12 protein-coding genes and 1 pseudogene are annotated in these 12321 nt (G+C 55.4%); 7 read left to right on the top strand and 6 right to left on the bottom strand.

Translation table 11 applies throughout. The features are described from left to right. Nucleotides 1–11: 11 nt before the first annotated feature. Nucleotides 12–248 carry a DUF3820 family protein gene (locus ACP7BE_RS16490; protein WP_019693207.1) on the bottom strand — a complete coding sequence of 79 codons (237 nt, stop codon included), beginning with the start codon at nucleotides 246–248 and terminating at the stop codon, nucleotides 12–14. A 208-nt stretch (nucleotides 249–456) separates the two neighbouring features. Here ACP7BE_RS16490 and ACP7BE_RS16485 point away from each other — a divergent pair, with 208 nt between their 5' ends. Next, nucleotides 457–924, top strand: coding sequence for a PA2169 family four-helix-bundle protein (locus ACP7BE_RS16485; protein ID WP_095003266.1), 468 nt, complete (start codon nucleotides 457–459; stop codon nucleotides 922–924). Nucleotides 925–1043: 119 nt separating this feature from the next. On the opposite strand, the gene ACP7BE_RS16480 is transcribed toward ACP7BE_RS16485, so the two are convergent. Together ACP7BE_RS16480 and ACP7BE_RS16475 are read right to left on the bottom strand one after the other, a co-directional pair. Further along, a complete protein-coding gene (locus tag ACP7BE_RS16480) occupies nucleotides 1044–1514 on the bottom strand; it encodes a MaoC family dehydratase (protein ID WP_019829146.1) in 471 nt (156 codons plus the stop codon). Nucleotides 1515–1593: 79 nt separating this feature from the next. Beyond that, nucleotides 1594–2538: an alpha/beta hydrolase gene (locus ACP7BE_RS16475; protein WP_095003265.1), complete on the bottom strand. Its 945-nt coding sequence runs from the start codon at nucleotides 2536–2538 to the stop codon at nucleotides 1594–1596. Nucleotides 2539–2747: 209 nt separating this feature from the next. Between ACP7BE_RS16475 and fadD2 the strand changes: the two genes are divergently transcribed. Together fadD2 and fadD1 are read left to right on the top strand one after the other, a co-directional pair. Beyond that, the gene (gene fadD2, locus ACP7BE_RS16470) at nucleotides 2748–4436 is read left to right on the top strand and encodes a long-chain-fatty-acid--CoA ligase FadD2 (RefSeq protein WP_095003264.1); all 1689 of its coding nucleotides are present in this window, start codon (nucleotides 2748–2750) and stop codon (nucleotides 4434–4436) included. A 329-nt stretch (nucleotides 4437–4765) separates the two neighbouring features. After that, nucleotides 4766–6457 carry a long-chain-fatty-acid--CoA ligase FadD1 gene (fadD1, locus tag ACP7BE_RS16465; protein WP_426106545.1) on the top strand — a complete coding sequence of 564 codons (1692 nt, stop codon included), beginning with the start codon at nucleotides 4766–4768 and terminating at the stop codon, nucleotides 6455–6457. Nucleotides 6458–6663: 206 nt separating this feature from the next. Here fadD1 and ACP7BE_RS16460 read toward each other — a convergent pair whose 3' ends face one another. Continuing rightward, nucleotides 6664–7044, bottom strand: coding sequence for a hypothetical protein (locus tag ACP7BE_RS16460; protein ID WP_016782092.1), 381 nt, complete (start codon nucleotides 7042–7044; stop codon nucleotides 6664–6666). A 281-nt stretch (nucleotides 7045–7325) separates the two neighbouring features. Between ACP7BE_RS16460 and ACP7BE_RS16455 the strand changes: the two genes are divergently transcribed. Together ACP7BE_RS16455 and def are read left to right on the top strand one after the other, a co-directional pair. After that, the gene (locus ACP7BE_RS16455) at nucleotides 7326–8279 is read left to right on the top strand and encodes a YihY/virulence factor BrkB family protein (RefSeq protein WP_095003262.1); all 954 of its coding nucleotides are present in this window, start codon (nucleotides 7326–7328) and stop codon (nucleotides 8277–8279) included. Nucleotides 8280–8281: 2 nt separating this feature from the next. Next, entirely contained in the window at nucleotides 8282–8821 is a 540-nt protein-coding gene (def, locus tag ACP7BE_RS16450) for a peptide deformylase (RefSeq protein ID WP_095003261.1), read from the top strand. On the opposite strand, the gene ACP7BE_RS16445 is transcribed toward def, so the two are convergent. Beyond that, a complete protein-coding gene (locus ACP7BE_RS16445) occupies nucleotides 8775–9221 on the bottom strand; it encodes a GNAT family N-acetyltransferase (protein ID WP_426106542.1) in 447 nt (148 codons plus the stop codon). The genes def and ACP7BE_RS16445 overlap by 47 nt on opposite strands. Before the next feature lie 603 nt (nucleotides 9222–9824). On the opposite strand from ACP7BE_RS16445, the pseudogene ACP7BE_RS16440 reads away from it, so the two are divergent. Together ACP7BE_RS16440 and ACP7BE_RS16435 are read left to right on the top strand one after the other, a co-directional pair. Further along, nucleotides 9825–10595, top strand: a pseudogene (locus ACP7BE_RS16440) (PAS domain-containing protein); the annotation flags it as partial. Further along, a complete protein-coding gene (locus ACP7BE_RS16435) occupies nucleotides 10572–11144 on the top strand; it encodes a methyl-accepting chemotaxis protein (RefSeq protein ID WP_371928113.1) in 573 nt (190 codons plus the stop codon). The pseudogene ACP7BE_RS16440 and the gene ACP7BE_RS16435, both read left to right, overlap by 24 nt. Nucleotides 11145–11178: 34 nt before the next feature. Here ACP7BE_RS16435 and ACP7BE_RS16430 read toward each other — a convergent pair whose 3' ends face one another. Next, nucleotides 11179–12210 carry a LacI family DNA-binding transcriptional regulator gene (locus ACP7BE_RS16430; RefSeq protein ID WP_095003278.1) on the bottom strand — a complete coding sequence of 344 codons (1032 nt, stop codon included), beginning with the start codon at nucleotides 12208–12210 and terminating at the stop codon, nucleotides 11179–11181. Between the last annotated feature and the right edge of the window lie 111 nt (nucleotides 12211–12321).

Below are 12321 nucleotides of genomic sequence, written 5' to 3'. Positions count from 1 at the left end.
GGGCAGCTCTATCAATGGCGGGGTTTGGGTTTTCCGTGTTTGGCGCGTAACGGGTCGAGCAGGTCCGACAGGCCGTTATGATCAATCTCTTGCATCAGGGCCAGCAAGCCGCCCAGTTCTCCGTGGGGGAAACCTTCACGGGCGAACCAGTTGAGGTACTGGCCGGGCAGGTCGGCGATGATTCGGCCCTTGTATTTGCCGAAGGGCATTTCACGAGTGACCAGCAGTTCGAGTTTTTCGGGGTTCATGCAGCGGCCCTTAGATGGGTAAAGCTGTGGAAATCAAAATACAGGCAATTTGCATGAAGGCCAATTGACAGATCATGCATATAAACCGGATACAGATTTTTTGATATTTATTAAGTAATTGATATTTAAGGATTTTATTTAATTATAAAACTGGCACGAGCCCTGCAACCTCTATTGCACGATCCTCAACCTTGTAAGGAATTGAACAATGACTGACCTTAATAAAGAAGCCATTAGCATCCTGAACGATCTGATCGAAACCAGCAAAGACGGCCAGGAAGGGTTTAAAAGCTGTGCCGAAGATATCAAGCACCCGGAGCTGAAGGCTCTGTTTGCCAAGCGTTCAGCCGATTGCGCTGCCGCAGCTGCCGAACTTCAGGCTCAAGTTCGAGCCCTGGGTGGTGACCCGGAAACCAGCACCAGCGTGGCCGGTGACTTGCATCGCCGTTGGGTGGATGTGAAGTCCGTGTTTACCGGCAAAGACGAAGAAGCGGTGCTCAACGAAGCCGAACGCGGCGAAGACCATGCGCTGAAGGCTTATAAAGAAGCGCTGGAAAAAATCAGCAAGCACAACCTGGTCGGCATTCGTGATCTGGTAGAGCGTCAGTACCACGGCGTGCAACGCAACCACGATCAGGTCAAGGCGCTGCGCAATCAGGCCCGTGCCCGTGCATGATTAGCTTGAGGCTGTAGTTCCAAAAATGTGGGAGCGGGCTTGCTCGCGATGCAAAAACTCGATTGATCAGAATGATCGAGTTGATGCTATCGCGAGCGAGCCCGCTCCCACATTGCGTTTTAGCCAATGCTGATCGCAGGCAGTACCGGCAGGGTCACGGTTTGTTGCTTGCGTGGCGCAATGATTTCGGCCTCGCCATCAACAACGATTTCATCGCGCTGGTTGAACACGCGAGTAGCAATACGCACGCGGAACTTGGGCAGTTTTTCCAGGATTTCCAGGCGCACGGTGAGGGTGTCACCGATTTTCACCGGTTTCTGAAAGCTCATTTGCTGGCCGACATAGATGGTGCCTGGGCCAGGCAGCTCGCAGGCTACGGCAGCACTTATCAGCGCACCACTGAACATGCCATGGGCAATACGCTCCTTGAACATGGTGGCGGCGGCGAACTCGGGGTCGAGGTGCACCGGATTGTGGTCGCCGGACATGGCCGCAAAAAGCTGAATGTCACGCTCTCCGACGGTTTTGCTGTAGCTGGCTGTCTGGCCGACTTCGAGGGCTTCGTACGGGGTGTTGGTAACCTGAGTCATCTAGCGCATGTCCTGTGACGAGTGTTTGGTTTTAAAGCTATGATTTTAAAAGCTTTTTAGGTGTAAATCTGTTTTTCGCTCATTCGCTTCGCGACGGGCGGGAGTGGCTCAATGCCTGATTTAGCCACTTAATTACATCAGCCATGACTTCATCGCGGTTGGTTTCGTTGAAGAGTTCATGCCGCGCTTGCGGATACAGATTCAGTTGCAACTGACGATTGCCGGCATTTCGCAATGCCCTGGCCAGATCAGTGAGACGCTTGCCTTCACTCACCGGATCACATTCGCCGCCGATTATCAGCAGCGGCAGGCCCGGATCGATCTGAGCGAGATTGGACGCTTTGCTGATTTGCTGCAACCCGCCGAGCAGGTCGATCCACAGTTGGTTGGTGCACCGAAAGCCGCACAGGGGGTCGCTGGCGTAGGCATCGACCTGGGCCGGATCGCGGCTGAGCCAGTCATACGGCGTGCGATTGGGTTTGAAGGCCTTGTTGAACGAGCCGAACGACAACCATTCGATCAGCGCACTGCGGCCCTTGGCTCCCTGGCGCCAACGCTCTAGTCGGGCGATCAGGCTGGCTGCACGATAGAGCGCCACCGGCTGGAAATTCGAAGCACTCAGAATCACCCCTTGCAGGCTGGCACTGTGATGCATCACATACGCCTGCGCGATATAGCTGCCCATGCTGTGCCCGAGCAAAAAAACCGGTATGCCAGGGTGGGCCTGGCCGATATGCCGGCTCAGGCTGGCCACGTCGCTGACCACCGCGCACCAGCCATCATTGTCGGCAAAATAGCCCAGGGTGCCGCGCTCGGCTGTTTTACCGTGACCGCGCTGATCATGGGCATACAGGGCAAAGCCGGCAGCACACAGGGCCTGGCCCAGGTGCGCATAACGGCCACTGTGTTCGGCCATGCCATGAGCCAGCAGGACAACAGCCCTGGGTGTACTGTCCGGCAGCCACTGGTTAACGAAAAGACCGCTGCGGTCATTCGCTTCCAGCCAGAAAGTCTCAGGGGTCATGGCATTTCCTTTAATTATTGTCGTACCAGTGTATAGCGCATTTGCAAGGGGGCCAGTTAACGGGCGTTTACCCGGCAATAAGATTCAAGATGTAAATGGCGAAGATCGCTGTATTTGCCTACAACTTTATAACTGTTAACGTCCGCAAGCTCCGCTTTTCATTCGACACGAGACGCGGCCAGGCACACTCAGGTACGAGGATAAAAACAATGCAACCTGATTTCTGGAATGACAAACGTCCCGCCGGTGTACCGCTGGATATCGACATGACGGCTTTTAAATCGGTTGTTGACGTGTTTGAGCGCTCCTGCAAAAAGTTTGCGGATCGCCCGGCCTTCAGCAATCTGGGAGTGACCATCACCTATGCCGAGCTTGAGCGCCACAGTGCCGCGTTTGCCGGTTATCTGCAGGAGTACACCGATCTCAAGCCGGGCGACCGTATTGCCGTACAAATGCCCAACACCCTGCAATATCCGATTGCCGTGTTCGGAGCCATGCGTGCAGGCCTGATTGTGGTCAATACCAACCCGCTCTACACCTCGCGCGAGATGCGCCATCAGTTCAAGAGCGCCGGGATTCGGGCGCTGGTGTACCTGAACATGTTCGGCAAGCGGGTACAGGAAGTGCTGCAAGACACCGAAATCGACTACCTGATCGAAGCCAGAATGGGCGACATGATGCCGGCCGCCAAAGGCTGGATCACCAACCTGGTGGTCGACAAGGTGAAAAAACTGGTGCCTGCCTATCAGTTGCCCCAGGCCATTTCCTTCAAGAGCGTCTTGCGCCGGGGCGCGGGGCAGGTGATCCGCCCGTTGGCGGTAACGCTGGATGATATCGCCGTCCTGCAGTACACCGGCGGCACCACCGGCCTGCCCAAGGGCGCGATGCTCACCCATGGCAATCTGGTCGCCAATATGCAGCAGTTGCGCGCCTGCCTGTCCCAGCATGGCGCCGACGGCCAGCCGATGCTCAAGGACGGCCGCGAGATCATGATCGGCCCGCTGCCGCTGTACCATATCTATGCATTCACGGCCAATTGCATGGGCATGATGGTCACCGGCAACCATAACGTGCTGATCACCAACCCGCGTGACATCAAGGGTTTTATCAAGGAACTGAAAAACTGGAAGTTCACCTGCTTCCTGGGGCTCAACACCTTGTTTGTTGCACTGATGGACCACCCGGATTTCAAGGACGTGGATTTTTCCAGGCTCAAAATTACCAACTCGGGCGGTACTGCGCTGGTCAAGGCGACGGCTGAACGCTGGGAGAAACTCACCGGGTGCCGCATCGTCGAAGGTTACGGCCTGACGGAAACCTCGCCGGTGGCCAGCGCCAACCCCTGCGGCCAGCTGGCACGGCTGGGCACGGTGGGCATGCCGGTGCCGGGCACCGCCATGAAGGTGATCAGCGATGAGGGGGTTGATCTGGGGCTGGGTGAGCGCGGCGAGTTATGCGTCAAAGGCCCGCAAGTGATGAAGGGCTACTGGCAAAACCCCGAGGCCACGGCCGAAGTACTGGATGCCGAGGGCTGGTTCAAGACCGGTGATATCGCCGTGATTGATCCGGACGGTTTTGTCCGCATCGTCGATCGCAAGAAAGACCTGATTATTGTCTCCGGCTTTAATGTGTACCCCAACGAAATCGAGGACATCGTGATGGCGCATCCCAAAGTTGCCAATTGCGCGGTTATCGGCGTCCCCGACGAGCGCACGGGGGAGGCGGTTAAACTGTTTGTGGTGCCGCGCGCAGGCGGGGTGACGGTTGAGGAACTCACGGCTTACTGCAAGGACAATTTCACCGGTTACAAGGTGCCCAAGCAAATCGTGTTGCGTGATGCCTTGCCCATGACGCCGGTTGGAAAAATCCTGCGTCGTGAGTTACGGGATACCGCCTGATTCGTTCACTGTGGCGACAGACGCTCGCTGGCCGAAAGGCCGCGAGCGTTTTTTTATGTCTAGGATAAGGGGTTGTAATGCTTGAGATAGAGGGCTTACTTAGTTAATAGAGTGTTTGCACTAATGATGACTTTGGATTGTCCTACAGTCAGGTTGGTGACTCTAAACCCGGTTTTTGGCTCTAGGCGGCCTTTGGCAAAGCTGCTACTCTCGGCGCGCTTTGTGACTTCAGGGTAAGTGAAAGTCAGAGCTGTCCATTATAAAAATCAAACAAATAAGAACCGCACCCGATGCGGTGAAGAATTCGCGACGCTGAGGAGTGGGCTTCCATGATTGAAGGCTTTTGGAAGGATAAGTACCCAGCTGGGATTGCTGCTGAAATCAATCCAGATGAATATCCAAATATTCAGACGGTACTGCGGGAATCTTGCCAGCGTTTCGCCGATAAACCGGCGTTCAGTAACCTCGGCAAAACCATTACCTACGGTGAGCTCTACGAGCAGTCGGGCGCTTTTGCAGCCTGGTTGCAGCAGCACACCGACTTGCAGCCGGGCGATCGCATCGCCGTGCAGCTGCCCAACCTGTTGCAATACCCGATTGCTGTGTTCGGAGCCATCCGCGCCGGTTTGATTGTGGTCAACACCAACCCGCTGTACACCGCGCGGGAAATGGGACACCAGTTCAAGGATTCCGGTGCCAAGGCACTGGTGTGCCTGGCGAACATGGCGCATCTGGCTGAAAAAGTCGTGCCCCAGACGTCGGTCAAGTATGTGATCGTCACCGAAGTGGCTGACATGCTGTCGCCTTTCAAGCGGGTGCTGATCAATAGCGTCATCAAGTACGTGAAAAAGATGGTCCCTGCTTATCATTTGCCACAGGCCGTCAAGTTCAACGACGTGCTGAGCAAAGGCCAGGGCCAGCCGGTCAAGGAAGCCAGCCCGGTGAGCAGTGATGTTGCCGTGCTGCAATACACGGGCGGCACTACCGGTGTGGCCAAGGGCGCGATGCTGACCCATCGCAACCTGATCGCCAACATGTTGCAGTGCAAGGCATTGATGGCCTCCAACCTCGATGAAGGTTGTGAAATCCTGATTACGCCTTTGCCGCTGTATCACATCTACGCCTTTACCTTTCACTGCATGGCGATGATGCTACTGGGCAATCACAACGTATTGATCAGTAACCCCCGTGATTTACCGGCGATGGTCAAAGAGCTGTCCAAGTGGAAATTCACCGGTTTTGTCGGCCTCAATACCCTGTTTGTGGCGCTGTGCAACAGCGAGGCGTTCCGCAAGCTGGATTTCTCGGCCCTCAAAGTGACGCTCTCGGGTGGCATGGCCTTGCAACTGTCGGTGGCCGAGCGCTGGAAGACCGTGACCGGTTGCCCGATCTGCGAAGGTTATGGCATGACCGAGACCAGTCCGGTAGCCACGGTCAACCCGGCCCAGAGCATTCAGATCGGTACCATTGGCATTCCGGTGCCTTCGACCCTGTGCAAAGTGATTAACGATGCCGGCGAAGAGCTGCCGCTGGGTGAAGTCGGCGAGCTGTGCATCAAGGGCCCGCAGGTCATGAAAGGCTACTGGGAGCGTCCTGACGCCACCGCCGAGATCATGGACAGCGAAGGCTGGTTGAAATCCGGTGATATCGCAGTGATTCAGCCTGATGGCTACATGCGTATCGTTGATCGCAAAAAAGACATGATTCTGGTGTCGGGCTTCAATGTTTACCCCAACGAGCTGGAAGACGTGATGGCCTCCTTGCCGGGCGTATTGCAGTGCGCTGCAATCGGTATTCCGGACGAGAAGACCGGTGAGCTGATCAAGGTGTTTATCGTGGTCAAGCCGGGTATGACGCTGACCAAGGAACAGGTCATGAAGCATATGCGTGCCAACCTGACGGCTTACAAGGCGCCCAAGTTCGTCGAGTTCCGCGACAGCTTGCCGACCACCAACGTGGGCAAGATCCTGCGTCGTGAGTTGCGAGACGAAGAACTGAAAAAGCTGGGCCTCAAGAAGTAACAGGCCTGGATACGAAAAATCCCCGCAATGCGGGGATTTTTCGTTTTGATACGGTGAAGGTCTGTTGTAGCAGCTGCCGAAGGAACACTGCAACTGTGGGAGCGAGCCTGCTCGCGAAGGTCGTTCGCGAGCAGGCTCGCTCCCACAATAGGGCTTGACCTGCAACAGAGTATCTACAGGTCGGCCACAGGTTTTGGCCTTTGGGTTTATTTCTGTAAAAACTGTGCGAAGTTGACGCCAGTACCTGTAGGACGCACGTCCTGCAGATAGGAGTCCTTGTCTGCACTCAACTCCAGGCTCATGGTCGGCGTACGCTTGTGCGTTGCACGTACTACCATGCCTTCGCGTTTTTCACGCAGGAATGCAGTCGTTACCTTCAGGTGCAGCAGTTCGTCGGTGCTTGGGGTGTGCAGGAGCAGATGCACCCATTCGTACTGGCCGACGGCCAGGCGCGCCAGCGGAATATCGAACCACCAGATGTTCTTGTTGGTGTTCAGTGCGGCGAAATGGCAGTTGTTGACGCCGAGTACCGCGCCGCCGAGTTCCTGGTTCCTGCGGGCAATAGCCAGCTTTTTATCGAGTTTCATAACCTTCCTACAATTGCGGATCTTCAGCGCCATAGCCTGAATACGTCGCGTATTCTCGGGGGTTAGCGGGCAAACATAAAGCCCAACCTGCGCTGATCGACGAAATGATGGGCAGAAAATAAATGAAACTCGATGCCGGACCACAAGGTCAATGTTGGGTTGGCCTTTTTACGGGTTTGGCGATCCGGTATTTTCAAAGTCGCCAATTGGGCTACTTTTAGGTAAAACCCTTCGCTTGGAGGCGTGTTGACCTCATTAACGGTGCGGCGAAAGGAGACGCTATGTTATTCCCAGGCTTGAACGGCCTGCCTTTGGGCAAAGTCTTGATCCGAACGGTCAAGGAATTTATCGACGATGAAATGTCGACCTACGCCTCGGCGCTGGCCTATCAAATGCTGTTTTCGTTATTCCCTTTCATTCTGTTCCTGATTGCATTGATCGGTTTTTTGCATCTGCCAGACTTCTTTACCTGGTTGCGCCTGCAGTCCGAACTGGTACTGCCGCCGCAAGCGCTGGAGCAGGTCAACCCGGTGATCGACCAGTTGCAGCAATCCAAGGGCGGATTGCTTTCGGTAGGTATCGTCATTGCGCTATGGACGGCTTCTGCGGGTGTGCGCCTGATGATGAGCGCAATGAATGCTGCCTACGACGTGGTTGAAGGGCGCCCTGTCTGGAAACGTTTTCCGCTGTCGATTTTCTACACGATCGGCATTGCCGGCATGCTGCTGGTCGCCGCCGCACTGATGGTGCTCGGACCGCAGGTGATGAGCTGGCTGGCGGGGCAGGTGGGGCTTGAAGACTTTGTGGTCACGCTGTGGACCATCCTGCGCTGGCCGGCGATTATTTTGCTGATGATGGTGGCAGTGGCGTTGATGTATTACGTGATGCCCGATGTTGAGCAGAAATTCCGTTTTATTACCCCGGGCTCGGTGCTGGCGGTAGTGGTCTGGATTGTGGCTTCCTTGGGGTTTGCCTTTTATGTCAAAACCTTCGCGGACTACAACGCCATGTATGGCAGTATCGGTGCAATCATCGTGCTGTTGCTTTACTTCTACATTTCGGCCGCGGTGCTGTTGCTGGGCGCTGAAATGAATGCTGTGATCGAACATATGTCGGCTGAAGGCAAAAATCCGGGCGAGAAGACATTCGATGAGTCTGCCGACCCTGATCCAAAGCAGCATGTCTCCGGCCTTGGCCGCGACCACTCCCTTAAATCCACTTCTGATGAAACCTGACCATGATTCGTGAAATCCTGAAAATGGGTGATGAGCGTTTATTACGTGTGGCCCAACCGGTGCCGGATGAGATGTTCGACACGCCAGAACTCTGGCAACTGCTCGACGATATGTTGCAGACCATGGAACACGCTGGCGGCGTGGGCCTGGCAGCGCCGCAGATTGGCGTTGACCTGCAACTGGTGGTGTTCGGTTTCGAGCACAGCGAGCGTTACCCGGATGCCGAAGCCGTGCCGCAGACCATTCTGATCAACCCGCTGATCACGCCGCTGAGCCCGGCAGTTGAAGAGGACTGGGAGGGTTGCCTGTCGGTGCCGGGTCTACGTGGGGTCGTCGAGCGCTTCCACAAGATCCGCTACGAAGGTTTCACCCCCAAGGGTGAGCCAATCGTACGGATTGCAGAGGGGTTTCATGCGCGGGTCGTGCAGCATGAGTGCGATCACTTGATCGGTCGTCTGTATCCGTCACGGATCAAGGACTTCAGCAAGTTCGGTTTTATTGAGGTGCTGTTTCCTGATCTGGATCCGCACACCAAGGAGTAAGGCCCATCGCTATCATCGCTTTGTTGCGTTGATAGCGAACCAGCCGCTCATGCAGGGCATGGGGCAATTCCACGTCCAGGCTAAACCCCAGCTTTTGATAAAACCCCTGCAACTGCGGGTCGCAGAACAACCAGATCGGGCCATCGACGGCAGCTATTGCCTGGCTGACCAGATCGCCAGCCACCCCTTGGCCGCGTAGCGCTGGCGCGACAAAAAGCCCGGTCAGCCAGTGGCCGTGAGCCATTGGCCGCAAACATAAACCGGCAATAATCCCCTCTTTGCGGGCGACCCATAACTGCGCTTCCCTGACCGCCTTCATCGATGATTGATGTGTGCGATAAAACTTGTTCATCAGTGGCCATAAAGCCGCTTCAAGCGGGGCGTAAATAATGGCAGTCATAAGTCCACAGGCTCGGGGAGGGGCGCGCAGTATAAATAACTAAAAGGCAGATTTCTGCGGCTTATCTGAATAGTGTGGGTGATCTGTATTCGGAATTAAAGGGTACACATACGCATTCATTTCGAAATAACCGACTTTAAATGAAAGTTCACCATGGATCAGTGCTATACCTCAGTGAACAACCCTGGTTACTGGAGTGCATAACATGTCCAAAGGTATGGATTCAAAGAAAGCAGCGAAGAAAAAGCCGGCTAAAACAGCCGATGAAAAACGCGCTGACAAGAAATCCAAAAAAACTGACACCGGATTGTTTGGTCATTAAGTGGATTTACCGGGGCTCGCTCCTCGGGGCCCTGTCACTTTTAATACTGCATCATCCATTTGGTAAATTTTTAAAGCGTGAGCGTTCCGTCGCAGGTTGATGGCCATTTGCTTGCGCGCGTCATTTGGCTAGCTATGCTCCATGTTTACGGGGTCGTAGCCATAAGTGCTCAAACCCTCGAAGTGCGTACAGCTCTAACGTTAAGAGTGAGATACCCAGCTGATTGGCTGCGTCTTGAAACTTTTGAATTATCAATAGACAGCACCTCCAGGGATTGAGCCATGTTTAATTCGCATCGCAAAGCCGATCTGCTCGAAAATCAACGTCTTAGCGGCTTATTAAATGACATGGCCGCTAAAGTGCAGGCTATCAGCCGTTCCATGGCAATTATTGAGTTCGCCCCTGACGGCACCATTCTGGATGCCAACGAGAATTTTTGTCGGGTTGTGGGTTATTCCGCTGACGAGATTCGGGGCAAGCACCATCGGCTATTTTGCGAAGCGGCTTACGTAAAATCCAGTGAGTACAACAATTTCTGGCGGGACCTGGCCCGAGGCGAACCTTTGAGCGGCACCTTTTCACGGCTCGACAAGGCGGGGCGTGAGGTGTGGCTGGAAGCCAGCTACATGCCCATCGTCGGCGCTGACCAGCACGTTGTGCGTGTCATCAAGGTGGCTTCGGATGTCACAGATCGAATCAATAAAGAACATGAAACCCAGAGCATCGTAAACGCCCTGAGCCGGTCGATGGCGGTGATCGAGTTTTCACCGGATGGGCGGGTAATCAATGCCAACCAGAACTTCCTCGACACCATGCATTACTCGCTGAGCGAAATTGTCGGCCAGCATCACGGCATGTTCTGTCGTCGAAGCGAGGCCGAGTCAGCCGGCTACAAGGCTTTCTGGGCCTCGCTCAATCGCGGCGAGTACCATTCCAGGCGATTTGAGCGGGTCGACAAACACGGTCATACGGTGTTTCTCGAGGCCTCCTACAACCCGATCTTCGATGCCAGGGGGCGACTGTACAAAGTGGTGAAATTCGCCAGTGATATCACTGCTCAGGTCACCAACCTGCAGACTGCCGCCGAATCGGCCCACAGCACTTCAGTGCAAAACGATGCCTGTGCGCAGAAGGGCTCGCAGGTGGTGCAGCAAACCGTGCAAATCATCGAGGCCATTTCCAAAGACCTTAATGAAGCGGCGCAGAGCATTGATGCGGTAAGCAAGCAGTCGGACAGTATCGGCAAGATCGTGCAGACCATTCGTGGTATTGCGGATCAAACCAATTTACTGGCGCTCAATGCCGCGATCGAGGCAGCGCGGGCGGGGGAGCACGGGCGCGGCTTTGCCGTGGTGGCCGATGAGGTCAGAAGCCTGGCGGCGCGCACCAGTGCGGCCACCCTGGAAATTGTCGAAGTGGTGCGTCGAAATCATGATCTGTCGCTGAGCGCTGTGACCAGCATGCAGTCGAGCCTTAGCCGCACAGGGCTTGGTGTTGAGCTGGCAAATGAGGCCGGGGAAGCGATTCTGGAAATCCAGCAAGGCTCCCGGCATGTGGTCGATGCCATCAGCCAGTTCAACTCGACGTTGCAACTGCATTAAAGCTGTACTGTTTACATGATGAGGGTGAGGGGCTTTAACTGCTTTCACGCACCATCAGTTCAAAGCCCATGTCCTGAACAGGGTTGGCAACTTTATTACCTGCCATCAGTGTCAGCATCTGCTCGGCTGCGCGACGGCCAATGGCTTCCCGGGGCGTTCGAATACTGCTCAGGCGAGGCACCATAAACTCTGAAGACGGCAGGTCGTTAAAGCCCAGTACGGCGATTTGCTCCGGGATTTTGATGCCGATGCGTGCAGCCTCAAGCAAGGCGCCCTGGGCCAGGTCGTCGTTGCCGAAAAAGATCGCATCCACTTGTGGATGGCTGGCGAGCAATTGCAGGAACAATTCGCCCCCCAGGCCGACCGAAGACGGACGTGGCGTCAGTACTTCAAGATCAGGGTTGTACAGTCCGGCTTCCTGCAAAGTGCGGCGATAACCCTCACCGCGCAGCAACGTGCGTTGATCGAGCTGGGCGCCGATATAGGCCAGATGTCTGCGGCCACGGGAGATCAAGTGCCGGGCAGCTGTTTCACCGGCCTGCAGCTGTGAAAAGCCGACGCAGTTCAAGCCCTCGGCGGCATCCAGCTCCATCATGTACACGCAGGGTACATTGCTGGTCTCGATCATCCGCCGTGAGCTTTCAGAACGATCAAAACCGGTCAGCAGCAGGCCTCGGGGCTGGTAGGCCATATAGTTGCGCAGCAAATTTTCTTCTTCGTCACGGGAATAGTGGAAGTTGCCGATCAATACTTCAAAGCCCCGGGGGCGCAACACGTCATGGATGGCTTCGAGGGTGTCTATAAAAAGCAGGTTGGACAGCGAAGGTACCAGCACCACGACAGAATGACTCTGCGCCGAGGCTAGCGCGCGGGCGGCCGGATTGACCACATAGTTCAGCTCGTCGGCGGCAACACGGACCTTTTCGGCCAGCTCCGTGGCAACGCTGCTGATACCGCGCAGGGCTCGCGAGGCGGTGATGGGGCTGACCCCCGCAAGGCGGGCAACTTCGTTAAGGGTGGGGCGACCCGTGGTCCGGGTGTTTTTATCGTTTTTGGAGGTGGTCATCAGGGCGGCTTGCCAAACAAAAAACAAGTCACTAAGGTAGCGCTGTCCTGGCGGACCCGCAATTGCCTGATTGCGTGTAAATCAGTTACCCCAGCTTTGTATGTCGAGAGC

This window comes from Pseudomonas sp. TWR1-1-3 (assembly GCF_049896805.1).
Lineage (GTDB): Bacteria > Pseudomonadota > Gammaproteobacteria > Pseudomonadales > Pseudomonadaceae > Aquipseudomonas > Aquipseudomonas bubulae.
The sequence above is the reverse complement of the archived record's forward strand: the minus strand, read 5'-3'. Positions and strand labels throughout refer to the sequence as shown.